Source organism: Nocardioides sp. SR21 (assembly GCF_022761125.1).
Lineage (GTDB): Bacteria > Actinomycetota > Actinomycetes > Propionibacteriales > Nocardioidaceae > Nocardioides.
Map to the genome: position 1 here is coordinate 503070 of NZ_JAKWJR010000001.1, position 24159 is coordinate 527228.

General features: G+C 71.2%; 25 protein-coding genes. 18 read left to right on the forward strand and 7 right to left on the reverse strand.

Features of this window, described 5'->3' with window-relative positions; genetic code table 11:
* Positions 1–11 precede the first annotated feature (11 nt).
* Genes MJ604_RS02570 through MJ604_RS02580 form a run of 3 tightly spaced genes read left to right on the forward strand, consistent with a single transcriptional unit; the run spans position 12 to position 3392 of the window.
* Entirely contained in the window at positions 12–719 is a 708-nt protein-coding gene (locus tag MJ604_RS02570) for a hypothetical protein (RefSeq protein ID WP_243056710.1), read from the forward strand.
* A 7-nt stretch (positions 720–726) separates the two neighbouring features.
* Positions 727–2748: a sensor histidine kinase gene (locus tag MJ604_RS24135; protein ID WP_243056711.1), complete on the forward strand. Its 2022-nt coding sequence runs from the start codon at positions 727–729 to the stop codon at positions 2746–2748.
* Positions 2745–3392 (forward strand): response regulator transcription factor, encoded by a 648-nt coding sequence (locus MJ604_RS02580; protein WP_243056712.1) that lies wholly within the window; start codon positions 2745–2747, stop codon positions 3390–3392. Before MJ604_RS24135 ends, MJ604_RS02580 begins: the two co-directional genes overlap by 4 nt.
* Here MJ604_RS02580 and MJ604_RS02585 read toward each other — a convergent pair.
* Complete coding sequence (locus MJ604_RS02585; protein WP_243056713.1) at positions 3377–4252, reverse strand: AraC family transcriptional regulator; 876 nt, start codon at positions 4250–4252, stop codon at positions 3377–3379. The genes MJ604_RS02580 and MJ604_RS02585 overlap by 16 nt on opposite strands.
* An 85-nt stretch (positions 4253–4337) precedes the next feature.
* Here MJ604_RS02585 and hemQ point away from each other — a divergent pair, with 85 nt between their 5' ends.
* The 5 genes from hemQ to MJ604_RS02610 all read left to right on the forward strand — a co-directional run bounded on the left by hemQ (position 4338) and on the right by MJ604_RS02610 (position 8734).
* The gene (gene hemQ / locus MJ604_RS02590) at positions 4338–5039 is read left to right on the forward strand and encodes a hydrogen peroxide-dependent heme synthase (protein ID WP_243056714.1); all 702 of its coding nucleotides are present in this window, start codon (positions 4338–4340) and stop codon (positions 5037–5039) included.
* A gap of 35 nt (positions 5040–5074) precedes the next feature.
* The gene (locus MJ604_RS02595) at positions 5075–5686 is read left to right on the forward strand and encodes a hypothetical protein (RefSeq protein WP_243056715.1); all 612 of its coding nucleotides are present in this window, start codon (positions 5075–5077) and stop codon (positions 5684–5686) included.
* Positions 5687–6134: 448 nt separating this feature from the next.
* The gene (locus MJ604_RS02600) at positions 6135–7211 is read left to right on the forward strand and encodes a ferredoxin reductase (RefSeq protein ID WP_243056716.1); all 1077 of its coding nucleotides are present in this window, start codon (positions 6135–6137) and stop codon (positions 7209–7211) included.
* Between the two features lie 36 nt (positions 7212–7247).
* The gene (locus tag MJ604_RS02605) at positions 7248–8456 is read left to right on the forward strand and encodes an acyl-CoA desaturase (protein ID WP_243056717.1); all 1209 of its coding nucleotides are present in this window, start codon (positions 7248–7250) and stop codon (positions 8454–8456) included.
* A complete protein-coding gene (locus MJ604_RS02610) occupies positions 8453–8734 on the forward strand; it encodes a hypothetical protein (protein ID WP_243056718.1) in 282 nt (93 codons plus the stop codon). Before MJ604_RS02605 ends, MJ604_RS02610 begins: the two co-directional genes overlap by 4 nt.
* Before the next feature lies 1 nt (position 8735).
* On the opposite strand, the gene msrB is transcribed toward MJ604_RS02610, so the two are convergent.
* A complete protein-coding gene (gene msrB / locus MJ604_RS02615; protein ID WP_243056719.1) occupies positions 8736–9140 on the reverse strand; it encodes a peptide-methionine (R)-S-oxide reductase MsrB in 405 nt (134 codons plus the stop codon).
* A 130-nt stretch (positions 9141–9270) separates the two neighbouring features.
* Between msrB and MJ604_RS02620 the strand changes: the two genes are divergently transcribed.
* The 6 genes from MJ604_RS02620 (at position 9271) to tsaD (ending at position 15150) form a co-directional block, all read left to right on the forward strand.
* Complete coding sequence (locus MJ604_RS02620; protein WP_243056720.1) at positions 9271–10860, forward strand: methyl-accepting chemotaxis protein; 1590 nt, start codon at positions 9271–9273, stop codon at positions 10858–10860.
* Positions 10861–10894: 34 nt separating this feature from the next.
* On the forward strand, positions 10895–11977 hold the full coding sequence (locus tag MJ604_RS02625; protein ID WP_243056721.1) for a DNA polymerase domain-containing protein: 1083 nt from the start codon (positions 10895–10897) through the stop codon (positions 11975–11977).
* Positions 11978–12219: 242 nt separating this feature from the next.
* Positions 12220–12759 (forward strand): DUF664 domain-containing protein, encoded by a 540-nt coding sequence (locus MJ604_RS02630; protein WP_243056722.1) that lies wholly within the window; start codon positions 12220–12222, stop codon positions 12757–12759.
* 246 nt (positions 12760–13005) lie between these two features.
* Positions 13006–13644 (forward strand): tRNA (adenosine(37)-N6)-threonylcarbamoyltransferase complex dimerization subunit type 1 TsaB, encoded by a 639-nt coding sequence (gene tsaB / locus MJ604_RS02635; RefSeq protein WP_243056723.1) that lies wholly within the window; start codon positions 13006–13008, stop codon positions 13642–13644.
* Positions 13641–14102 carry a ribosomal protein S18-alanine N-acetyltransferase gene (rimI, locus tag MJ604_RS02640; protein WP_243056724.1) on the forward strand — a complete coding sequence of 154 codons (462 nt, stop codon included), beginning with the start codon at positions 13641–13643 and terminating at the stop codon, positions 14100–14102. The genes tsaB and rimI overlap by 4 nt, the downstream gene beginning before the upstream one ends.
* A 4-nt stretch (positions 14103–14106) precedes the next feature.
* Positions 14107–15150 carry a tRNA (adenosine(37)-N6)-threonylcarbamoyltransferase complex transferase subunit TsaD gene (tsaD, locus tag MJ604_RS02645; RefSeq protein ID WP_243056725.1) on the forward strand — a complete coding sequence of 348 codons (1044 nt, stop codon included), beginning with the start codon at positions 14107–14109 and terminating at the stop codon, positions 15148–15150.
* A gap of 3 nt (positions 15151–15153) precedes the next feature.
* Here the strand turns inward: tsaD and MJ604_RS02650 are convergent, their stop codons facing one another.
* The 3 genes from MJ604_RS02650 to MJ604_RS02660 form a co-directional block, all read right to left on the reverse strand.
* On the reverse strand, positions 15154–16278 hold the full coding sequence (locus MJ604_RS02650) for a hypothetical protein (RefSeq protein ID WP_243056726.1): 1125 nt from the start codon (positions 16276–16278) through the stop codon (positions 15154–15156).
* Positions 16275–16766, reverse strand: coding sequence for a SigE family RNA polymerase sigma factor (locus tag MJ604_RS02655; protein ID WP_243056727.1), 492 nt, complete (start codon positions 16764–16766; stop codon positions 16275–16277). The genes MJ604_RS02650 and MJ604_RS02655 overlap by 4 nt, the downstream gene beginning before the upstream one ends.
* 262 nt (positions 16767–17028) lie before the next feature.
* Positions 17029–19185 carry an MMPL family transporter gene (locus MJ604_RS02660; RefSeq protein ID WP_243056728.1) on the reverse strand — a complete coding sequence of 719 codons (2157 nt, stop codon included), beginning with the start codon at positions 19183–19185 and terminating at the stop codon, positions 17029–17031.
* Between the two features lie 140 nt (positions 19186–19325).
* Here MJ604_RS02660 and MJ604_RS02665 point away from each other — a divergent pair, with 140 nt between their 5' ends.
* The 3 genes from MJ604_RS02665 (at position 19326) to MJ604_RS02675 (ending at position 21749) form a co-directional block, all read left to right on the forward strand.
* Positions 19326–20423, forward strand: coding sequence for an S-(hydroxymethyl)mycothiol dehydrogenase (locus tag MJ604_RS02665; protein WP_243056729.1), 1098 nt, complete (start codon positions 19326–19328; stop codon positions 20421–20423).
* Entirely contained in the window at positions 20420–21028 is a 609-nt protein-coding gene (locus MJ604_RS02670; RefSeq protein WP_243056730.1) for an MBL fold metallo-hydrolase, read from the forward strand. Before MJ604_RS02665 ends, MJ604_RS02670 begins: the two co-directional genes overlap by 4 nt.
* 124 nt (positions 21029–21152) lie before the next feature.
* The gene (locus MJ604_RS02675) at positions 21153–21749 is read left to right on the forward strand and encodes a hypothetical protein (protein ID WP_243056731.1); all 597 of its coding nucleotides are present in this window, start codon (positions 21153–21155) and stop codon (positions 21747–21749) included.
* Positions 21750–21974: 225 nt separating this feature from the next.
* Here MJ604_RS02675 and MJ604_RS02680 read toward each other — a convergent pair whose 3' ends face one another.
* Both MJ604_RS02680 and MJ604_RS02685 read right to left on the reverse strand, forming a co-directional pair.
* Positions 21975–22394, reverse strand: coding sequence for an aromatic ring-opening dioxygenase LigA (locus tag MJ604_RS02680; protein WP_243056732.1), 420 nt, complete (start codon positions 22392–22394; stop codon positions 21975–21977).
* An 84-nt stretch (positions 22395–22478) separates the two neighbouring features.
* Positions 22479–23636: a class I SAM-dependent methyltransferase gene (locus MJ604_RS02685; RefSeq protein WP_243056733.1), complete on the reverse strand. Its 1158-nt coding sequence runs from the start codon at positions 23634–23636 to the stop codon at positions 22479–22481.
* A 192-nt stretch (positions 23637–23828) separates the two neighbouring features.
* Here MJ604_RS02685 and groES point away from each other — a divergent pair, with 192 nt between their 5' ends.
* A complete protein-coding gene (gene groES, locus MJ604_RS02690; protein WP_243056861.1) occupies positions 23829–24122 on the forward strand; it encodes a co-chaperone GroES in 294 nt (97 codons plus the stop codon).
* Positions 24123–24159 lie beyond the last annotated feature (37 nt).

The following is a 24159-nucleotide window of genomic DNA, read 5'->3' on the forward strand; positions in this document are numbered from 1 at the left end:
AACCTCCTGCCATGACCACTTACTCCACGAACCTCCAGCCCGCCCGGACGGACCTGCCGGGCACGACCACGACTGCGCAGCGGCAGTCCCGCACCTGGACCCTCGCCGGGATCGGCGCCGGCATCGCCGGCCTCGGCACCGTCGTCACCTCCGGCATGGTGAACGCGGTGTACGACCCCGACCTCGCCGGCGACAGCCCGGCGATCGCCGAGAAGCTCGCCGACCAGACCGGCCCGATGTTCGCCTTCCACACGTTCACGGCGGTCGGTGCCGTGCTGATGATCCTGTTCGCGGCCGGGCTGTTCCGCCGGCTGCGGGCCCGCAGCGCCGCGGACTCGACCGTGCCGCTCGTCGCGTTCGCCGGCCTGCTCGGCACCGCGGTCGTGAGCATCCTCGGCAGCGGCCTCGACACCGAGTTCATCATGGGCTTCGTCAGCGACCAGGAGATCGACCCCAGCAACGCCGTCATGTTCAACCACTGGATCGGCACGATCCCGTGGCTGTGGACCCTCGCCGGCCTCTCCGGCCTGGCGGTGTTCGCCGCGGGCCGCGCCGGTGGTGTCCCGCGCTGGATCGGCATCGTCGGCCTGGTGCTCGGCGGCCTCACCCTGCTGCTGGGCGTGTCCCCGCTGCAGTACATGGCCGGCATGACCGGTCCGCTGTGGCTGCTCGTCACCGCCGCGGGGTTCTGCCTCGGCGACCGCGCCCACCGGTCATGATGTGCCGGTGAATCCCCCGTCCGAAGCAGCGCAGCGACCGGTCTCCTGGCCGGTCGCTGCGCTGCTGCCCGTCGCGTCCCTGGCCTGCCTGCTGGGGGTCGCGGCGTTCACGGTCGCGTCGTACGGCGACGAGCTGCTCTGGACGTTCGGTGAGGGCGTCGAGGTCGGGAGCGGCATCGGCACCGGGGTCGTCGGCCTCGTGATCGGCGTCCTGTCCACGATCGTGCTCCGCCACCCCGGTCACCGGGTGATCGGCTGGGCGCTCGGCGCGACCGGGCTGTTCTGGTCGCTCGACGGGCTGTCCGAGGCGTTCGTCCGCTACGGCCTGGTCAGCGACCACGCCGTCACCGGCCTGACGTTCGCGGTCTGGCTGCTGGCCAGGTTCAACGCGCTGCTGCCGGCCACGATCGTGGTGCTGCCGCTGCTGTTCCCGGAGGGACGGTTCGTCCGCGGGGCGTGGGGCGTCGCGAGCTGGGCCTGCATGGGTGCGATGGTCCTCGGCGCGGTCGCGGTGATGGTCGCGCCCTGGGAGTCGTCCGGCGCGAACCTGCCCCCGAACGTCGACCCCGACCCCACCACGATCTGGGCGCTCCGCGACGCCGCGGACGCGCTGGTCGGCGGCCTCCAGGCGCTCACCCTGCTCGGCCTGGTCGTCCCGATCGGCGTGGTCGTGCACCGCTACCGGCGCTCGACCGGCACCGAGCGTGACCAGATGCGCTGGTTGCTCTGGGGCGCGCTGGTCACCGCGACGATCATCGTGATCACGCTGTTCCTCGACTTCGGCGTGCTGACCGACGCCGTGTTCTTCCTCTGCATCACGCTGGTGCCGGTCGCGATGACGATCGCGGTGGTGAACCCCCGCCTCGTCTCGATCGAGGAGCTGCTCGGCCGCACCGTGGTGCTCGCGGCCCTCGCGATCGTGCTGGTCGTCGTCGACTTCGTCGTGGTCGCCGCCCTCACCTGGGCGCTCGACGACGACATGGCGCAGTCGCAGGTCGTGCTCGTGGTGCTGCTGGTGACCGTCCTGCTCTACAGCCCGCTGCGGCAACGGCTGTCGCGGTGGCTCAGCCGCCGGTCCGATCCGTACGACACCGTGGCCGGCCTCGCCTCCACGCTCGAGACCACCGACGACGGAGGCGAGCAGCTCGCCGCGGTCGCCGAGGCCGTCGCGAGCGCCTTCGGCGTCGGCTTCGTGAGTGTCGAGGTCGAGCGCAGCGGCGGCGAGCTCCTGGTCGCGACGTACGGCGATCGCCCGGACGAGACCCGCGACCTGCCGATCTCCTACCGGGACGCCCGGGTCGGGCGGCTCGTCCTGCCCGCGCGCGGCCTGCGCAGCCGGCTGTCGCGGCGCGACGAGGAGCTGCTCGGCGACCTGGTCCGGCAGGCCGCGGTCGTGGCCCGCACCAGCCGGCTCGCCGAGGACCTGGTCTCCGCCCGCGAGGAGGAGCGCCGGCGGATCCGCCGCGACCTGCACGACGGGCTCGGCCCGGCGCTGAGCGGCGTGGTGTTCCAGCTCGAGTCCGCGCGGCTGATGGTCGACAAGGACCCCGAGGTCGCCAAGACCCAGATCGCGGGCGTCAGCGCGCACGTCCAGGACGTCGTCGCCGACGTACGCCGGCTCGTCCACGACCTCCGCCCGCCCGCACTCGACGACCGCGGCCTGGCCGGCGCGCTGCGCCAGCAGGGCGAGCAGCTGGCCCCGCCCGCGACCGTCGTGGCCGGAGAGCTCGGGTCCCTGCCGGCCGCGGTCGAGGTCGCGGCCTTCCGCATCGCCAGCGAGGCGATGACGAACGTCGCGCGGCACGCCCGGGCCACGCGCTGCACCGTCCGCCTCGACGTCGTCGACAACGCGCTGCTGGTCGAGGTCGAGGACGACGGCGTCGGCATCACCCCCGACGCGCGGGCCGGTGTCGGCCTGGTCGGGCTGCGCGAGCGCGCCGCCGAGCTCGGCGGCCGCAGCGAGGTCGTCTGTCCACCCACCGGCGGCACGGTCGTGCGCGCCTGGCTGCCCCTGAGGAGTCTGCAGTGAGTGACATCCGCGTCGTCGTCGTCGACGACCACCAGATCGTCCGGGAGGGGCTGTCCAGCCTGCTCGGCGCCCTCGACGGCATCGAGGTCGTCGGCACCGCCGAGGACGGCCGCGACGCCATCCACGTCGTCGCCGAGAGCGCGCCCGACGTGGTGGTGATGGACATCCAGATGCCGAAGCTCGACGGCATCGAGGCGACCCGGATGATCACCGGCCGACAACCCGACACCCGCGTGGTGATGCTGACGATGAACGAGGACGACGAGACCGTGCTCGCCGCGATCCGCGCGGGCGCGTCCGGCTACCTGCTCAAGGGCTCGGGGGCCGAGGAGGTGCAGACCGCGATCCGGGCCGCCGCGGCAGGCGGCATGGTGTTCGGCGCGACGCTGGCCGCGAAGGTCGCGACGTACTTCGCGGGCGGGACGCCGAAGGCCGAGGAGCCGTTCCCCGACCTCACCGACCGCGAGCGCGACGTGCTCAAGCTGCTCGCCGCGGGGAAGTCGAACGACGCGATCGCCTCGGAGCTCTTCATCTCCGGCAAGACCGTGCGGAACGCGGTCTCCGCGATCTACGCCAAGCTGCACGCAGCGGGGCGAGCCGAGGCGATCATCACCGCGCGGGAGGCCGGCTACGGGCGCGACTGAGCCGGCTCGACCGGCAGCCACAGCTCCGTGGTCGCCGTGCTGAAGTCGTCGGCGCGGTCGAGGACCGCGACGATCTCCGGGCCGGACGCCCAGCGCCACGGGTTGGCCGGGAACCACCGCGTCGCTGCGTCGGCCCAGGCCTGCTGGAGCGCCTGCGGGTAGGGCCCGTGGGTCCGGAACACGGCCCAGGTGCCTGCCGGGACCTCGATCACGTCGAGGTCCGCCGGTGCGGCCCCGCCGATCGCGACGCCGTGCAGGTAGGTGAGCTCGGAGCCCTCGGCGCGGTCCGGGTCGACGTCCGCGCTGACCGAGAGCAGCCCAGCAGGCTCGATGTCGGACAGCGCCTTGAGCCGGGCGTGCTGCTCGGGCGCGATCGAGGTGACGTGCTGCTGGATGTGGGGGTTCACCCCCTCGTGCACGAGCGGCACCCGGACGGCGTGCCCGACCAGGCGGAACGTCGGCTTCTCGATGATGCGGGTGTCCATGGGGTCGTTCCCTTCGACAGTGAGACGGAAGTGGAGGATCGGCTGCGAGCGGAGCGGACCGCCCTCGCGTCGTACGTCGCTCGGGGACGCGCCGTGCACGGAGCGGAACGCCCGGCCGAACGCCTCGGTCGAGCCGTAGCCGTAGCGGATCGCGACGGTCAGGAGGTCGTCGTCGGTCGCCACCAGGTCCGACGCGGCGACCGTCATCCGCCGACGGCGTACGTACTCCGACAGCGGCATCCCGGAGATGGCCGAGAACATCCGGCGGAGGTGGTCCTCGGTGCTCCCGAGCTCGCGGGCGAGGGCGGCGACCTCCAGGTCGCCGGTCAGCCGCTCCTCGACGAGGTCGACGAGGCGGGTGAGGTCGGAGATCATGCGACGAACCTAGGCACTGTCGACCACGTCACGCCCGATGATCCCTGCCGGATCCGGTCAGCCGGGCGGACGGCACAATGGAGGCATGAGCTCCTCCAAGGCGCAGAAGGCACGCGAGATCAACGAAGGCATCCGCTACACGATGTGGTCGGTGTTCCGGCTCGCCGACGTCCTCGGTGACGCGGACCGCGCGGCCGAGAGCGCCGAGGTCGAGAAGCTCTTCGCCGAGCTGGCCGAGGCCGACGTCGTGGTCCGCGGCGTGTACGACGTCGCCGGGCTGCGCGCCGACGCCGACCTGATGGTGTGGTGGCACGCCGCGACGTCGGAGGAGCTTCAGGCGGCGTACCACCGGCTGCGGCGTACCGCCTTCGGGCGTCGGCTCGAGCCGGTCTGGTCGCAGGTGGCCCTGCACCGGCCCGCGGAGTTCAACAAGAGCCACGTGCCGGCGTTCCTGAACGACGAGGAGCCGAAGAAGCACGTCTCGGTCTACCCGTTCGTGCGGTCCTACGAGTGGTACCTGCTCGAGGAGACCGAGCGCCGCACGATGCTCGCCGACCACGGCAAGATGGCGCGCGACTACCCGGACGTGCGGGCCAACACCGTCGCGAGCTTCTCGCTCGGCGACTACGAGTGGATCCTCGCGTTCGAGGCCGACGAGCTCTACCGGATCGTCGACCTGATGCGGCACCTGCGCGGCTCCGAGGCGCGCCGCCACGTCCGCGAGGAGGTGCCGTTCTACACCGGCGCGCTGGTGGGCATCGCGGACCTGGTCGACCGGCTGCCCTGAGGGAACCCGCTCCGCCCCTTCCGCGTCGTACGGGCATGAAGATCGTGCTGTCCCTCGCCGCCGCCCTGCTCGTGCTGACCGGGTGCGGGAGTGACGGTGGCGCCGTCGCGACGGACCCGCCCCCGCCCGCCGTGCCGACCTCGATCCCGGCCGCGCCGGGGAAGGTCTGGACCTACAACATCGCCACGGTCATGGACACCGGCTCCCCGGAGCTGTGCCTCGGCCCGATCATGGAGTCGTACCCGCCGCAGTGCAGCGGGCAGCCGATCTCCGGCTGGGACTGGGCCGACCACAAGGGCACGTACGACGAGTCGCAGGGGACGCGCTGGGGCTCGTACGCCGTCGGCGGCACCTGGGACGGCGAGACGTTCACGTACTCCGACGCCGTCACCGCCGCGCTGTACGACCCGGCCGTCCGGCCGTCGCCGTCGTACCCGACGCCGGCCTCTGAGCACACCGAGGAGGAGCTCGCCGAGATCGCCGAGGACCTCGGCGACCTGCCGGGTGCCCTCACGTTCCACCCCATGGACGGCCGTGCCCACGTCGACGTCGTCTACGACGACGGCTCGCTGCAGGCCTGGGCCGACGACCAGTACGGCGAGGGAGTCGTCGTGGTCACCTCGATGCTGATGGACCAGGAGAGCTGATCTCGGCACGGCCTCTGAGCACCGGCTGCTGACGCTGGGTCGCGGGTCGCTGGTGGTTGCGGCTGACAGGGCTGCTACGCGGGTACGGCGGGGTCGGGCTGGCGCTGGCGTCGCTCGAAGGGTGGCGTCGACATCGCCGCGGACGCCGCGTCGTACGCGCCGACCCCGCTGGTCATCGACCGCGTCGGCTGATCCAGCCGGATGACTTGACGGCCTTTCCTGTCGCTTGACGGCCGTTGCAACCCCCGACAAGCGACCGAATACCCGGTCGACCGGGTATTCCGACCGAGATCAGGGCAGCAGCACGACCGTCTCGGCTAGCTGGTCCAGCCCGGTGGTTCGGCTCGGCACGCCGGGGTACGGCTGTGCCGACGAACCGGTGGGTTGAGATTTTCAGTAAACACATGTTCACTGAGGGCGCGCCCAGCCACTGACCACAGGGGAGCAGATGGCCTCCAGCACGATCGCATGGGACCGGATCCGCGATGCCGGGTCGAAGCTCACGACACCGCTCCACCCCGACGACTACCTGCGCCTGCTCAACCCGCTCTGGAGCCAGCGCGAGCTGCGCGGCCGGGTCGAGCAGGTCATCCCCGAGACCGATGACGCCGCCACGCTGGTGATCCGGCCGGGCTGGGGCTGGCGCTACGACCATCGCCCCGGCCAGTACGTCGGGATCGGAGTCCAGGTCAACGGCAAGTTCCAGTGGCGCTCCTACTCCGTGAGCTCGCCGCCGCGCCGCCGTGGCCGCACCATCTCCATCACCGTGCGGGCGATGCCGGAGGGCAAGCTCTCCGCGCACCTCGTGAGCGGCCTGGAGCCGGGCACGATCGTGCGGCTGGCGCTGCCTGCCGGTGACTTCGTGCTGCCCGACCCGCCGCCGGCGAAGATGCTCTTCCTGGTCGGCGGCAGCGGCATCACGCCGGTGATGGCCATGGTGCGGACCATGGACCGGCGAGGCTCCATGCCCGACGTCGTCCTGCACTACTCGTCGCCGACGCCGGAGCGGATGATCTTCCGCGACGAGCTGGACCGGCTCGAGAACGCGTACGACGAGCTGACCGTGCACCGGTTGCACACCGACACCGACGGGATGCTCGAGCTCGCGGACCTCGACACGATCTGCCCGGACTGGCGCGAGCGCGAGACCTGGGCCTGCGGCCCCGGTCCGATGCTCGACGCGATCTCCGAGCACTTCGAGGCGGCCGGGCTGGAGGACAGCCTCCACGTCGAGCGGTTCTCGCTGAAGCTCGGTGAGGACGGCGGCGAGGGCGGCACGATCACGTTCCGCACGTCCGGGAGGACCGCCGAGGCCGACGGAGCCACCACGGTGCTCGAGGCCGGGGAGGCGGCCGGCGTCGGGATGCCCTTCGGCTGCCGGATGGGCATCTGCCACACCTGCACGCTCACCCTCGTCGACGGCAGGATCCGCGACCTGCGCAACGGCGACGAGTTCGACCAGCCCAACGAACAGGTGCAGACCTGCGTGACCGTCCCGGTCGGCGACTGCACCTTCGACATCTGATCTCGACGAGCTCGACCACCGAAAGGAGCCAGTGCGATGGCGATCGCCGACGTGAAGGAGTACACCCACCTCAGCGAGGAGGAGGTCGAGCAGCTCGGACGTGAGCTCGACGCGATCCGCGCGGAGGTCGAGGAGTCGCGCTGCGACGCGGACGCGGCGTACATCAACCGGATGATCACCGTGCAGCGCGGCCTCGCCGCGGCCGGGCGGGTGACGCTGCTGGCCGGCCTCCAGTCCAAGAGGACCCGGACCCCCGCCTGGATCGCGGGCGCCGGCATGCTCGGCCTGGCCAAGATCCTCGAGAACATGGAGATCGGCCACAACGTCATGCACGGGCAGTGGGACTGGATGAACGACCCCGAGATCCATTCCTCCAACTGGGAGTGGGACACGGCCCAGCCGGCCGAGCAGTGGAAGCACTCGCACAACTACATCCACCACCAGTTCACCAACGTGCTCGGCTTCGACAACGACATCGGGTACGGCGTGCTCCGGATGGCGCGGGAGCAGAAGTGGCACCCGGTCTACCTCGGCCAGCCGGTCTTCAACGCGCTGCTCGCCGGCCTCTTCCAGTGGGGCGTCGCGCTCCACGACCTCGACCTCGAGGCGATCCGCAAGGGCACCAAGGACCCGGTCGAGATGAAGCGCCAGCTGCGCCAGATCGCCCGCAAGGGCCGCAACCAGGTGCTCAAGGACTACGTCGTCTACCCGGCGCTCAGCGGCCGGCAGTGGAAGGCGACCCTGAAGGCCAACGCGACGGCGAACCTCGCGCGCAACCTGTGGGCCTACATGATCATCTTCTGCGGGCACTTCCCGGACGGTGCGCTGCACTTCACCGAGGAGGAGCTCGAGGACGAGACGCGCGCCGAGTGGTACCTGCGCCAGATGCTCGGCTCCGCCAACTTCGAGGGCGGCCGGTTGCTGCACATCCTGTCCGGCAGCCTCGGCTTCCAGATCGAGCACCACCTCTTCCCCGACCTGCCGAGCAACCGCTACCCGGAGATCGCGGTCAAGGTGCAGGCGCTCTGCGAGAAGTACGACATCCCGTACACGACCGGGCCGCTGCACCGGCAGTACGGCCAGGCGCTGCGCACGATCATGAAGCTCTCGCTGCCGAACTCGATGACCTCGTCCGACAAGCCGGAGCCGCCGTCGCCGTCGGTCGACCGCCGTCGGCGTACCGACGACGAGCGGCCGCGCCGCCGTACCGAGACCGGTGGCTACTACCGGAGCCAGACCGCATGAGCACCCGGACGATGGACCGGGCCTGGGTCACCCGCTGCGCCCTGAGCCGGATCTGCGGGGTGTGCGAGCGGCCGCTCGGTCGGCCGATCGCGTTCGTCGGGACGCGGGAGGAGGTCGGCCGCAACGCCTTCCACCTCCCGCCCCTGCACGTCGAGTGCGCGGGGGCGCTGATGGGGGAGGCGACCGAGCTGGTCACCACGGCGGGCTTTGAGTTCGTCCGGCCGGCGAAGGAGGACGCCGACCGGCGCCCGACCTTCCAGCCCAACTCGCTGCTCTGACCTACTGCTCGCCGGCGGGCTCGAGCGTCAGGCTGATCGAGTTGATGCAGTAGCGGTCACCGGTGGGCGTGCCGTAGCCGTCGGGGAACACGTGCCCGAGGTGCGAGCCGCAGTTGGCGCAGCGGACCTCGGTCCGCTTCATGCCGTGGGAGGTGTCCTCGATGTACTCGATCGTGTCGCTGACCGGCTGGTAGAACGACGGCCAGCCGCAGCCGGAGTGGAACTTGGTGTCGGACTCGAAGAGCGTCGCCTGGCAGGCCTTGCACCGGTAGACGCCCTTGGTCTCGGTGTCGGTGTACTCACCGGTGAACGCGCGCTCCGTACCCGCCTGCCGGAGCACGGCGTACTCGTCGGGGGAGAGCTGCTCGCGCCACTCCTCGTCCGTCTTCTCGACGTTGTGGGCCATGCCTGAACTCTACTGACTAGACCACCACGACCGGTTGCGACGTCCGTCTCAGGTGACCGGTGGGTCCGCCGATTGCTTCGCCCACGTCGCCCCGGTGTGGGGCGCGACACATCCGAGACGGAGCAGGAACGTGAAGCGGTTGACCATCGGACGGCGCATCGGCGTCGGTTTCGCCCTGGTCGTGCTGACCATGGTGGCCGTGATCGTCGCCGGCGTCGTCCAGGTCAGCAAGATCGACAGCGACCTCGGCACGATCAACGACCAGAACGCCGTCAAGCAGCGCTACGCGCTCAACTTCCGCGGCAGCGTCCACGACCGGGCGATCGCGATCCGCGACGTCGCGCTGGCGTACGGCGACGAGGAGATCGACGCCCAGGCCGCGCTCATCGACGAGCTCGCGGCGGCGTACGCCGCTTCCGAGGCGCCGATGGACGAGCTGTTCGCGGACGGCCCCGTCTCGGCGGCGGAGCAGCAGGCGCTCGCGGACATCAAGGCCGTGCAGGCCGAGACGATGCCGATGATCGAGCAGATCGTCGAGCTGAAGCGCGAGGGCAACAGCTTCGCCGCGATGGACGTCCTCAACGACCAGGCGAAGCCGGCCTTCGTGGAGTGGCTGGGCGCCATCAACGTGCTGATCGACCTCGAGGAGTCGATGAACCAGGAGGTGACGGCGTCGGCGCGCGGGATCGCGGACCGGTTCGTCGTGTTCATGACGATCCTCGGCCTGATCGCGGCGGCACTCGCGACCGTCGTGGGGGTCCGCACGACCCGCAAGATCACCCGCCCGCTCGACAAGGCCAGGAGGGTGCTCGGCGCGGTGGCCGAGGGCGACCTGACGCAGCGCATCGACATCCGCGGCAACGACGAGGTCACCGACATGGCGAAGTCGATGAACACCGCGCTGGACTCGATGAGTGCTGTCATGAGCGAGATCGCCTCGAGTGCGGAGCAGCTCGGCAGCGTGAGCGAGCACGTGGAGCGGGTGTCGAGCACCATCGGCGCCGCTGCGACCCAGTCGTCCGCGCAGGCCGCGCTGGTCGCCGGAGCCGCCGAGGAGGTCTCGCGCAACGTGAAGACGGTCTCGGCCGGCTCGGAGGAGATGGGGGCCTCGATCCGCGAGATCGCCGGCTCCGCCAACGAGGCCGCGAAGGTGGCCGAGAACGCCGTGGCGATCGTCGAGACCACGAACGACACCGTCGAGAAGCTCGGTACGTCGAGCCAGCAGATCGGCGACGTCGTGAAGGTGATCTCCTCGATCGCCGACCAGACCAACCTGCTGGCGCTGAACGCGACCATCGAGGCCGCGCGCGCCGGTGAGGCCGGCAAGGGCTTCGCGGTCGTGGCGAACGAGGTCAAGGAGCTCGCGCAGGAGACCGCGCGGGCGACCGAGGACATCGCCCGCCGCGTCGACGCGATCCAGGCCGACACGACCGGCGCGGTCCACGCGATCGGGGAGATTGCCGCGATCATCGGCTCGATCAACGACTACCAGGGCACCATCGCCTCGGCGGTCGAGGAGCAGACCGCGACGACCAACGAGATGTCCCGCAACGTCGCCGACGCGGCCGACGGGGTCGGGCAGATCGCCGAGAACATGACGAGCGTGGCCCAGGCCGCCGGCTCCGCGACCGAGGCGGCCGCCGAGTCCCAGGCGGCCGCGGAGGAGCTCGCCGGCGTGTCCGGCCAGCTGCGCGCGCTGGTCACGGGGTTCCGCTTCTGAGTGCACCGTCCCCGGCTCCGGCTAGCGTGGGCGCATGCCCAAGCCAGCTGCCGCCGAGGTCGACGCCGGGGGACGCGCGGTCCGCGTCTCCAGCCCGGACCGGGTGATCTACGAGGCGACGGACACCACGCCCGAGGTCACCAAGCTGATGGTGGCGGAGTACTTCGCGAGCGTCGACGACGGACTCATGCGCGCGCTGCGCGACCGGCCGACCGCCCTGGAGCGGTGGACGTCCGGCGTACGCCCCGGCATGAAGCTCGCCACCGGCCCGCAGGACAAGGACGCCGACGCGTTCTACCAGAAGCGGGTCCCCAAGGGCGCTCCCGACTACGTCGAGACCGTCGAGGTCACGTTCCCGTCGGGCCGCACCGCCGACGAGATCTGCCCGACCGAGATCGCCGTCCCGGTCTGGTGCGCCCACATGGGCACGCTCGTCTTCCATCCCTGGCCGGTACGCCGCGCGGACGTCGACCACCCCGACGAGCTGCGCATCGACCTCGACCCCCAGCCCGGCACGTCGTTCAGCGACGCCGTGCGGGTCGCCGGCGTGGCGCGCGAGCTGCTGGAGGAGCTCGGCATCACCGGGTACCCGAAGACCTCGGGCAACCGGGGCGTGCACATCTTCGTGCGGATCAAGCCGGAGTGGGAGTTCACCGACCTGCGGCACGCCGCGATCGGCTTCGGCCGGGAGCTGGCCCGCCGCGACGACGGCGTCACCGTGGAGTGGTGGAAGGAGGAGCGCGGCGAGCGCATCTTCGTGGACTTCAACCAGAACAACCGGGACCGCACGATCGCCTCGGCGTACTCCCTCCGGCCGCTCCCGGGTGCCCCGGTCTCGACCCCGGTGACCTGGGACGAGCTGGCCGGGGTCACCGACCCGCGCGAGTACAACCTCTTCACCGTTCCTGACCGGGTGCAGGACGGTGACCCCTGGGCGAGCATCGACGACACCGCGCACTCGCTCGAGCCGCTGCTGAAGCTCTGGGAGGAGCTGCCCGGCGGCGAGCTGAACTTCCCGCCGGACTACCCGAAGATGCCCGGCGAGCCCCCGCGGGTCCAGCCGAGCAAGAAGGTCGCCGAGCACTGGGACGCCGACGGGAACCGCATCGCCGACTGAGCCGGGCCCGAGTCGGGCGGGCAGCAGGCCCGAAATGAGACAGAGCCCGCTGCCACCTTCTCGGTTCCACCCAGGGGTGGTGGTGAACCGAGCGCGTGGCAGCGGGCTCTGCGTGGGACGGTCGCGCGTCCCCTGGTGCGTTTGGAGCTTGTGGCTCCGTGCGACCGATGCCTGACTCATCGGTGCGCCGCGCCGGGACCTGAGACCTGGTCCAGACCAGTTCCGGCACTAGGGTCGAGACCGTGTCCGAGGACCAGCGGGTGGCGAGGGCAGACGGCGAGCCGACCAAGCACGGGCCGGCGGGTGCGGCGCGCTGGTCGGCGTACCTCGACTGGATGCGCCAGGAGATCATCGACGGGGTGCTCGGGCTCAGCGAGGCGGAGCGGCGTACGGCGCGGCTCCCGTCGGGCTGGACGCCGATCGAGCTGCTGAGCCACGTGCTGCACATGGAGCAGCGCTGGTTCGTGTGGGGCTTCCTCGGCGAGCACGTCGACGAGCCGTGGGGCGACTGGACGGTCGACGAGCCGTGGGACGCCGAGCTCGGCGGACGGTGGCACGTCGCCGAGGACGTCGACACCGAGGAGCTGGTCGCCGGGCTGTGGGCGATCGGGGAGCGGACCCGCGCGGTGCTGCGGGAGCACCCGTTGGACGCCCCGGCGGCCGAGAGCGGGCGGTTCCTGTCCGATCCGCCGACGCTGGAGTGGATCTGCTTCCACGTGATCGCGGAGTACGCGCGGCACGCGGGCCACCTCGACATCGTGGTGGAGCTCAGCGAGTCCTGAAATGGAGAAAGGGCCCGCCCCGCCTTCTCGGAGAACCGAGCGCGCGGAGCGGGCCCCACATTCAAAACCGGCCGGAGCGCTCCCCCAAGCGCTTCGCATACCCCCCCAGGCCGCGTGGCCGGTCGGCTTCTCGTGTCGGCTTACCGTGCTGCCGACTGGTGAGAACACTAGGGAGGCGATCTCCACACGACGCCCACACGAGATCCACAGGACGGCCAGAAATCGCCTACGGGTTAGCCTCACTCCGTGCTGCTCGCCTTCGACACCGCCACCCCGCTGGTGACCGTCGCGCTCCACGACGGTGACGACGTGGTCGCGGAGCTCCGCGCGGACCGGCCGATGAAGCACGCCGAGCAGCTCGCCCCGCTCATCGAGCGTGCACTCTCCGACGCCGGGATCGTCCGCCAGGACCTCACCGCGATCGCGGCCGGGATCGGCCCCGGCCCCTACACCGGCCTCCGGGTCGGGCTGGTGACCGCGCGCACCCTCGGCTTCGTGCTCGACCTCCCGGTGTACGGCGTGTGCTCGCTCGACGTCCTCGCCGTCGAGGCCGCCGACACCGGCGTCGTGTCGGGCGACTTCACGGTCGCGACCGACGCCCGCCGCAAGGAGGTCTACCTCGCGCGGTACGACGCCTCGGGCGCGCGGCTCGACGGCCCGCTCGTCGACAAGCCGGCGGCCCTCGCGACCGAGCAGCCCGTCGTGGGGGAGGGCGGCGTGCTCTACCCGGACGCGTTCCCCCACCGGGTCGGCCCGACGGCCCCGAGCGCCGGCTGGCTCGCCCGTGCGGTGGCCGAGGAGCGCGCCGAGCTGCACGACCCGGAGCCGCTCTACCTGCGGCGCCCCGACGCCGAGGCGCCGAGCGTCCCGAAGCGCGTCTCGTGACGGTCCGCCCGGCCGTCGCCGCCGACGTGCCGGCGGTCGCGGCGCTCGAGCGGGACAACCTGGGCGTCGACGCCTGGCCAGAGGGGCTGGTGGCCGAGGGCCTGACCGGCCGGCTGCCGACCGTGACGTACCTGGTCGCGGAGGTGGAGGGCACGGTGGTCGGGCACGCCGTCGCCAGCGTGGTCGCCGACATCGCCGAGCTCCAGCGGATCGCGGTCGACCCGGCGCACCGTCGTACCGGCCTGGCCTCGGAGCTCCTCGACGCCGTCGTGCTCGCGGCTCGCGACGGCGGCGCGGACCGGCTGCTGCTCGAGGTGCGGGAGGACAACGCCGGGGCGATCTCGTTCTACGCCGCCCGCGGTTTCGTGGAGATCGACCGGCGGCGGCGCTACTACCGCGACGGCGCCACGGCCGTCGTGATGCGTCGGGGGCTGGGCCCGGCGTGTGGGGGAGGATGAGGTCATGAGCGAACCGTTGGTGCTGGGCATCGAGACGTCGTGCGACGAGACCGGGGTCGGGATCGTCCGCGGCCACACGCTCCTCGCGGACGCCGTCGCCAGCAGCGTCGACGAGCACGCCCGCTTCGGCGGCGTCGTGCCGGAGGTCGCCAGCCGGGCCCACCTGGAGGCGATGGTCCCGACGATCGAACGGGCCTGCGAGACCGCGGGGATCAAGCTGTACGACGTCGACGCGATCGCCGTGACGAGCGGCCCCGGCCTGGCCGGCGCGCTGATGGTCGGGGTCGCCGCCGCGAAGGCGCTCGCGCTCGGGCTCGGCAAGCCGATCTACGGCGTCAACCACCTCGCCGCCCACGTCGCGGTCGACCAGCTCGAGCACGGCCCGCTTCCCGAGCCCTGCCTGGCGATGCTGGTCAGCGGCGGCCACTCCAGCCTGCTCCGCGTCGAGGACGTGACCACCGGCGTCGACCCGATGGGGGCGACCATCGACGACGCCGCCGGCGAGGCGTTCGACAAGGTCGCCCGGCTGCTCGGCCTGCCCTTCCCCGGCGGCCCGCACATCGACCGCGCCGCCCGCGAGGGGGACAGCGTGTACGTCGACTTCCCGCGCGGTCTCACCTCGCGCAAGGACCTCGAGCGGCACCGCTTCGACTTCTCGTTCTCCGGCCTGAAGACCGCGGTCGCGCGCTGGGTGGAGGCCCGCGAGCGCTCGGGCGAGCCGGTGCCGGTCAACGACGTCGCGGCGTCGTTCCAGGAGGCGGTCTGCGACGTGCTCACCCGCAAGGCGATCGACGCCGCTGTCTCCCAGGGCATCGACGACATCCTCATCGGCGGCGGCGTCGCCGCGAACTCCCGGCTCCGCGCGATGGCCGTCGAGCGGGCCGAGGCCAAGGGCCTCCGGGTCCGCGTGCCGCGTCCCGGCCTGTGCACCGACAACGGCGCGATGGTCGCCGCCCTCGGGGCCGAGATGGTCGCCCGTGGCCGGACGCCGTCCGAGCTGGACCTGCCGGCCGACTCGTCGATGCCGGTGACGACCGTCCTGGCCTGAGGCCTATTCCGAGAGGAGGTACTCCGAGAGCATCTCGGGGTTGCGGCCCTCGGTCGGACCGTCCAGGACCTCGCGCTCGGTCCAGGCCAGGTCGACCTCGACGAGGGTCCAGGTCGACGTCTTCCAGTTGACCTCGGAGACCAGCACGTGGTCCGCGTCCGCCCACGCCGCGCTGCTGATCACGTCGCCCTGGCCCCCGGAGGCCCAACCGCCCACCCGCTGCAGGTCGAGATCGAGGACGGACGCGTCGCCGTACATGTTGTTGTCCCCGCGCATGCCGAGCAGGTGCTGGCCGTCGGGGGAGAAGCGCAGTGGGCCCGTCTCGCAGTTGCGCGCCACCATCGTCGCGGCTGCGGGGTCGTAGAGCCCCTGGCACCCGAACTGCGGGTCGGCGTCGTCGGCGTACTGCACCGCCCAGAGGTCGCCGTCCGGGCTGACGTCGGTGACGTGCAGCGGCTCGCTGGTGGTCAGCTCGCTCACTCCGCCTGCGGTCACCTCGGTGGTCGTGGTGTTCCAGTTACCGACCAGCACGCGTCCGGCGTCGATGACGGCGTCGATGGAGGCGCCGGTATTCGGGTCGATCTCGACCGTGCCGAGCTCCGTGGGCTCCGCGACACCGCTCTCCAGCACGTGCACGCTCCCGTCGTCCTCGAGCCAGGCCACGGCCCGGTCGTCCGGGCTCATCGCGATCGTGTTCTGCGCGGTGTACTCCGCCTGGAGCTCCCCGCCGGGCCCGTAGACGAGAACCCCATGAGGCTGCGTCGACGCGAGCACGATCCGGCCGTCGGTGAGCAGGCCCAGCTCGGTCACGTCGGCGTTGTCGACGTCCAGGGCGACGGTCCCGCCGCCGGGCAGGGTCAGCGTGCCGTCGTGCAGGACGGCGGTGTGGCCCGGCGGTCGTGGCGCCGGGTCGACGCCGTCGGACTTCGGGCCGCTGCCGCCGCTGAGGACGGTCGGCACGAGCACGACCAGCGCGACGGCCGCTGCGACACCGCCGGCCACCGCCGCTGCGCGGCGCCGGCGGATGCTGCGCGCCCGGCCCTGGACGTCGTCGAGCGTGAGCGTCGAGCCGCGCACGTCGTGGGCGCGCCGCGACAGCTCGTCGCTGAGGCGGGTCTCGTCGATCATCGTTCCTCCTCCCGCATGCGGTCGCGGAGCGTGGCGAGCGCCCGGCTGGTCTGGGACTTCACGGTGCCGACGGAGATGCCGAGCACCTCGGCGGCCTCGGCCTCGCTGAGCTGTTCGTAGTAGCGCAGCACCAGCACCGCCCGCGCCTTGCGCGGCAGTGTCTGGACGGCCGCCCACAGCTCGGTGCCGGTGCCGTCGTCGTACTCGTCCACGGTCGGCGCCTCGGGCAGCACCTCGGTCGGCCGCTCGTTGCGCTTCCACGCGCGGCGCCACAGCGAGTTGTGCTCGTTGACCAGGATCCGTCGCGCATAGGCGTCGACGGACTCCCGGTCACGCACCCGGTCCCAGGCCAGGTAGAGCTTGGCGAACGTCGTCTGGACGAGGTCCTCGGCCTGGTGCCGGTCACCGCTGAGCAGGTACGCCGTGCGCAGCAGCGTCCCTTGACGGGCCTGGAGGTACGCCGTGAAGTCGGCGTCCCGGTCCGTCATCGCAGCTCCTGTCTCGACCAGCACACTCCCCAGACGCGGGCCTGGTCCGAATGGTTGCAAAGTCTCGTCAACGAATCGGGGCGACCCGCTCCAGGTGGGTGTTGACCCTCATGAACATCGCGACACCCCGCGCCGGGTGCAGGACACGCACCGTGTGGTGGCTCCCGTCCGGTCGGGCACCAGGCGCGGCGTGAAACGCCAGCACGGCGAGCGCGAGCATCCTCATGGCGGTACGACGCGCGAGGGCGCCGACCGGTTGACGTCACTCGTTCGCGGTGACCCGGGCCGGCTCGCTCGGCTCGCTCGGCTCCTTCTCGTCGCCGTGACCGGGCCACCATGCGGCGTGCCCGAGCAGCGCGGTGATCCCCGGGGTCAGGAACAGCGCCATCACGAACGCCGCGATGAAGATGCCGAACGAGAGTGCGAAGCCCATCGACATCATCAGGCTGTTGCCGCTCAGCATCAGCGAGGCGAACGTGCCGGCCAGGATGACGCCCGCGGCGGCGATGGTCGGACCGGCGTGCTTGACCGCCTCGGCGGCGGCCGGACGCGGCTCCTTGCCCTCGCGGGCCTCCTCGCGCAACCGGGCGATCATCAAGATGTTGTAGTCGGTGCCGAGCGCTGTCACGAACAGGTAGATGTAGATCGGCAGCATGAAGATCAGGCCGCTGTCGCCGCCGATGAACTGGAAGGCGATCACCGTCGCGCCGAGGGTCGCTGCGAAGCTCAGGCCGACTGCCGCCATCAGGTACAACGGGGCGACCAGGCTGCGCAGCAGCAGCGCCAGGATCAGCATGATCACCAGCGCGGCGACCGGGAAGACGACCTTGTAGTCGCGCACCATCGCCGACTGGAGATCGGCGAAGATGCCCGGCGTACCACCGACGAAGGCCTCGCTGCCGTCGGGCGCTGCGGCGTGCGCGGCGTCGCGGATCGGTCCCTTGACGTCGTTCAGTGCCTGGTCGGAGACCGGGTCGCTGTCGAGCACCAGCATCACCTGGGCGGTCGTGCCGTCCTCGGAGATCGTGGCGGGATAGACCTCGGCGACGCCGTCGGCCTCGCCCAGCGCGGCACCGAACTCCGCCAGCTCAGCCTCGTCCAGGGCCTCGTCGGACTGCACGATCACCGGGACCGGCTCACTGGCGCCAGCGGCGAAGTGGGCCTGGAACGTCTCGAGCGCCTCGGTCGACTCGACGTCGTCGGGCAGGCTGGAGTTGAAGTCGAAGGACGGGTTGAAGCTGAACGCGAAGACCGCCAGTACGGCGAGGATGCCGCCCGAGACCGCGGCGAAGGCACCCGGCCGACGGCCGAGCGAGTCGCCGATCTTGGCGAAGCGGTCGCCGGTGGGCTCCACCTTCCACTTCTTCGACGGCCAGAAGAGGGCACGGCCGAGCACGGTCACGACGGCGGGCACCAGGGTCAGGGCCGCGATCAGGGTGACCGCGACCGCGATCGCCAGGGCCGGGCCGATCGCCTTGAAGATGCCGAGCGAGCTGAGCAGCAGGGCCAGGAACGCGACGATGACGGCGCCACCGGCGGAGGCGATCGCCTCGCCGGCCCGCTCGAGGGCGTGCACGACGGAGGCCTTGGTGTCCTCGCCCTGACGCAGCCGCTCGCGGTAGCGGAACAGGAAGAACAGGATGTAGTCGGTGCCGATGCCGTAGAGGACGACGACCAGGATCGTCTCGATCGAGGAGTCGGCCTTGAGGTCGAAGATCTCGTTGGCCCAGCCGATCAGGCCGTTGGCGACCATCGACACGAGCGTCACCACGACGATCGGCATCAGGCAGATGATCACGCTGCGGAAGATGATCGCGAGGAGGCCGACGATCAGCACGATCGTCGCAATGCCGACGATGGCCAGCGCGCGCTCACCGGACTCCTGCGAGTCCAGGCCCTGCGGGACCGAGCCGGTGGTGGTGGCCGACAGGCCGCTGCCTTCGGTCAGGTCGGCGAGGTCGTCGCGCATCGCCTCCGCGTCCTCGTACGCCTTCGGGTCGTAGCCGGTGGCGTCCTCGGCGAGACCGACGATGCCGATCTGGACGAGCCCGTCCTCGGAGAGGTTCGGCTCACCGTCGGGTCCGACGGTGACGACCTCCTGGACGAAGGTCTCGGCGCCCAGCTCCGGCCCGAGGTCCTGAGCGATCTGGTCGATCGTCGCCTGGTCCTCGGCGGTGAGCGAGCCGCCGTCCTCGCGCTCGAAGACGATCAGTGCCGCCGGCGACGTGGCGCCGGGGAACTTCTCCTCCTGGATGTCGAAGGCTTGGATGGACTCGTAGTGGTCGGGGAGGAACTCCGACTCCTCCTGCGTGGTCTCGAGCGCGGGCGCCAGCGAGACGACGGCGATCGCGATCACCACCCACGCGGCGATGACGAACCAGGGACGACGGGACGTGAGACGACCGAGAGCAGCGAACACGATCCCTGACCCTATCGACGTTCGACGTCCGCTCGCCTCCGACTTTCGTCTACATCCGTTGAGCCGCCGGCGACCCCTACCTGCGGGGGCCCGCATACGGTTGCATGAACCCCGACACGTCTTTCGAGCAGAGGAGCACCATGCAGCAGGTCAAGGCCGTCGTCGCTCGCGGCAAGGGTCAGCCGGTCGAGCTGGTCACGATCAACGTCCCGAACCCGGGTCCGGGCGAGGCGCTGGTGAAGGTCCAGGCCTGCGGGGTCTGCCACACCGACCTGCACTACCGCGAGGGAGGCATCAACGACGACTTCCCCTTCCTGCTCGGTCACGAGGCCGCGGGCGTGGTCGAGGCGGTCGGGCCGGACGTGACGACCGTGGCTCCCGGCGACTTCGTGATCCTCAACTGGCGCGCGGTCTGCGGCGACTGCCGGGCGTGCAACCGTGGCGAGCCGCAGTACTGCTTCGCCACCCACAACGCGACCCAGAAGATGACCCTCGCTGAAGGTCCGGACGCCGGCACCGAGCTGTCGCCGGCGCTGGGCATCGGTGCGTTCGCCGAGAAGACCCTGGTCGCCGCCGGCCAGTGCACCAAGGTCGACCCGTCCGCGCGTCCGGCGGCCGTCGGCCTGCTCGGCTGCGGCGTGATGGCCGGCATCGGCGCGGCGATCAACACTGGTGCCGTCACGCGCGGCAAGTCCGTCGCGGTCATCGGCTGCGGTGGTGTCGGGGTCGCGGCGATCACCGGCTCCGCGCTCGCCGGCGCCAGCACGATCATCGCCGTCGACATCGACGCCAAGAAGCTCGAGCAGGCCAAGAAGATGGGCGCGACCCACACGGTCGACTCCTCGAAGGTCGACCCGGTCGCGGCGATCCAGGAGCTCACCGGCGGCAACGGCGCGGACGTCGTGATCGAGGCCGTCGGGCGCCCCGAGACCTGGAAGCAGGCGTTCTACGCCCGCGACCTGGCCGGCACCGTCGTGCTCGTCGGCGTACCGACCCCGGACATGAAGATCCCCGACATCCCGCTCATCGACGTGTTCGGCCGCGGCGGCTCGCTGAAGTCCAGCTGGTACGGCGACTGCCTGCCGACCCGCGACTTCCCGATGCTGGTCGACCTCTACCAGCAGGGCCGGCTCGACCTCGACGCGTTCGTCACCGAGGAGATCGGCATCGGCGACATCGAGGCGGCGTTCGAGAAGATGCACCACGGCGACGTGCTGCGCTCGGTCGTGATCCTGTGACGGCTCGGGTCGACCACGCGGTCAGCACCGGGACGTTCAGCCTCGACGGCGAGACGTTCGACGTCGACAACAACATCTGGGTCGTCGGCGACGACACCGAGTGCGTCGTCATCGACGCGCCGCACAGCGTCGACGACATCCTCGCGGTCGTGGGGGACCGGAAGGTCAAGGCGATCGTGTGCACCCACGCGCACGACGACCACGTCCGCGTCGCGCCGGAGCTCCGCGAACGGGTGGTCGCGCCGATCATGCTGCACCCGGACGACCGGCCGCTGTGGGAGCTGACGCACACCGACCACCTCTGGGACCTCGACCTCGCCGACGGCGTCCGCATCGAGGTCGGGGGTACGACGCTCGAGGTCCTGCACACGCCCGGCCACGCACCCGGCGCGGTCTGCCTCTACGCGCCGGACCTGGGCTGCGTGTTCACCGGCGACACCCTGTTCCAGGGCGGGCCGGGCGCGACCGGGCGGTCGTTCTCCGACAGCGACCTCATCAAGGACTCCATCCGGGCGCGGCTGTTCGCGCTGCCCGACGAGACCGTCGTGCACACCGGCCACGGCGCCGACACGACCATCGGCGCAGAGAAGGAAACCCTTACCTGACTGGGGATCCGGGCGGGACTTAGGTCCCGTCCGGTCCCCACCAACGGCTCTACGAGCGGCTCTCGATCCTCCGTAGCGTTCCAGTTGTCAAAGAAGATCTGGAACTCAGAGGAAAGAGAAAGACATGCGCTCCGCATTCGACAAGCTCATCTCGTGGATGGGTGTGGCCGTCGCTGTCGTCCTGCTCGCGGTGGGTGGGTTGACTGCCTGGGCCAACAGCTACATCGACGACCAGGTGCACGACCAGCTCAGCATGCAAGGCATCACGATGCCCGAGGGCGAGGCCCTCGCCTCGCTGCCCAAGGCTGACGCCGACGCCCTGAAGCAGTACGCCGGCAGCCCGCTCGACACCGGGCCCGAGGCCACGGCGTACGCCGACCACTACATCCTCGCCCACATGAACGGCATGGCCGACGGCCAGACCTACAACGAGGTCAGCGGTCAGTACCTCGCCCTGGACGACGAGGCCAAGGCCTCGGAGGAGGGCCAGGCGCTCGGTCAGCTCCGCCAGTCGATGTTCATGGGCAACACGCTCCGCGGCCTGCTCCTCTACGGCGGCGCCTTCGCCACCATGGGCACGATCGCGGGCTACGCCTCGATCACCGCGCTCCTCGGCGGTGCGGTCCTGCTGATCCTGGTCGGCGCGGGTCTCATCCACGCGCGCAAGGCGAAGAAGGAAGAGCTCGCCACGGCTCCCGCGGCGGTCCCGACCCTCGCCTGACCGCAACGCTCCACGACCCGATGCCGGGTGGTCCCCTCGGACCACCCGGCATCGCTGCGTCCTGGTGTCCTGAGTCGGATGTCCATGCGCGTTGTGCGTGCTCAGGGTGGGTGCATCGCAAGGCGCCGGAGCGACGGCGCTGTCGGCGCATCACCGAGCGACGGCAACGCAGCGAGGTGCGTGCCATGTGTGCGCGAAGCGCACACGGACTTCTGATTCAGGACGCTAGGTCGCGGCAGCCGGCTCGCGCGCCGGCGCCGGCGTCCGCAGGGCGAAGCCGATCAGGGCGAGGACGAGTCCGACGCCGATCGCCATCAGTGCGACGCCGAAGGCGACGACCGACGTGAACAGCGACGCCTGGAGGAACGACGACGTCATCGCGGTCTCGCGCAGCGGGTCGTCCTGGGCGAGCTCGGCGTACGTCTTGCCGCCCGTCGCCTCCAGGGCGTGGTGGTTGATGATGTCGGCCTGGCAGTACGCCGAGATCGGGCCGTTGACGTCGTCGCCGGCGGCACAGCTGGCGTCCTCGGAGACTGTGATCTTCTGGTCGGCCAACGTGGTGGACACGACGATCCACGTGGCGACCCCGGCGATCACCATCACGATGCCGACGATGATGGCGGTGAGTGACGCGACCTTGCGCATGACGGTTCCTCCCTCGTGGTGGGCGAGACCCCACCATCGTCGTGCGCCGGGGCGCCGACGGACTCCCCCGGAGCGGGTGAAAGGTCAGAACGGCGCGACGAGCAGCGCCACCCCGGCGCCGGCGACGCGGGTCAGCACCAGCGTCGCCTCCGCGTCCCCGCTCAGCGAGAGCCGCGCCCGCAGCTGCTCCGGGACCACGTCGACGCCGCGCTTCTTGATCGTGAGCCGGCCGATGCCGCGCTCGCGGAGCGCCGCGCGCAGCTGCTTCTCGCGGTACGGAACCTCCTCGAGCACCCGGTAGCCGCGGGCGAACGGCGTGCGGAACGCGCTGCCCGCGGTGACGTAGGCGATGTGCTCGTCGACCAGCCCGCCGCCGACGCCGGCGGCGACCGCGGTCACCAGGCCGGCGCGGATCACGGCGCCGTCCGGCTCGTAGAGGAACTCGCCGACCGGGACCACCGGCGCCCCGGGGTCGTCCTCGTCGGTGAGCGTGGCCAGCCCGCCGTCGCCGATCACGGTCGCCCGGCGGCGGGTCGTGGCCAGCCGGCCGGACCACAGCGCGGCCTCCTTGACCTCGCCCCGGTCGCTGACCCACTCGCCCTCGACGTCGTGGGGGATCAGGTCGTGCGGGATCCCCGGCGCGACCTTCACGCACGAGTCGCGGGCGAGCAGGCCCTCGACGAACGGCCAGGGCGGCGTCCAGTTGTCGACGTCGAACGTGCGCCCGCGCGCCGTACGACGCGCCGGGTCCGCGAACGCCACGTCGAAGGGGGCGGTGCTGACGGTCGTGGCGTCGGCGACCTGGACGGCGCCGGGGAGGCCGAGCGCCGCGAGGTTCGCCTCGGCCACCGCGACCCGGACCGGGTCGAGGTCGACACCGGCGCAGGTGAGGCCGGCGCGGGACGCGGCCAGCAGGTCGCCACCGATCCCGCAGCCGAGGTCGATGAGGGTCTCGGCCGACGCGGCCACGAGCCGGGCCGCACGGTGCTCGGCGACGCGGTGCCGGGTGGCCTGCTCGAGCCCGTCGGGGGTGAAGTACATCCGGTCGGCGTCGTCGCCGAACTTGTCGCGCGCCCGGACCCGCAGCGTCGCCTGGGTGAGCGCGACCGCGACGTGCTCGGGGGCCGCCGTACGTCGGAGTCGCGTCAAGGTGGCCAGCGAGTCGTCGCCCGCCGCGACCGCCTCGGCGAGCAGCCGCTGGCCGTCGTCGGTGAGCAGCCACCGGAACGCGTCGAGATCCACCCGCTGATCCTGTCAGGAGCACCCGCCGCTGGCACTCAGTTGGGGAGAGTGCTAGTTTCGGATCTGGCACTCTCCCCGTGAGTGTGCCAGCGCTTGCGACCACGGTTCGATCCCCGCGACGGCGTTCCGGAACCGCAGGCACCAGACGTGCATCACCCACCATCGAAGTGCCAGAAAGTGGAGGTCGACATCGTGTCGGTCAACATCAAGCCCCTCGAGGACCGGATCGTCGTCAAGGCCCTCGAGGCCGAGCAGACCACGGCCTCCGGCCTGGTCATCCCGGACACCGCCAAGGAGAAGCCCCAGGAGGGCGAGGTCCTGAGCGTCGGTCCCGGTCGCATCGACGACAACGGCAACCGCGTTCCGCTCGACGTCGCCGTCGGCGACAAGGTCATCTACAGCAAGTACGGCGGCACCGAGGTCAAGTACGCCGGGCAGGAGTACCTCATCCTCTCCGCCCGCGACGTGCTGGCCATCGTTTCCTGATTTCACCGGGTCGTCCGCCTCTCGGCTGCTTCGAGCA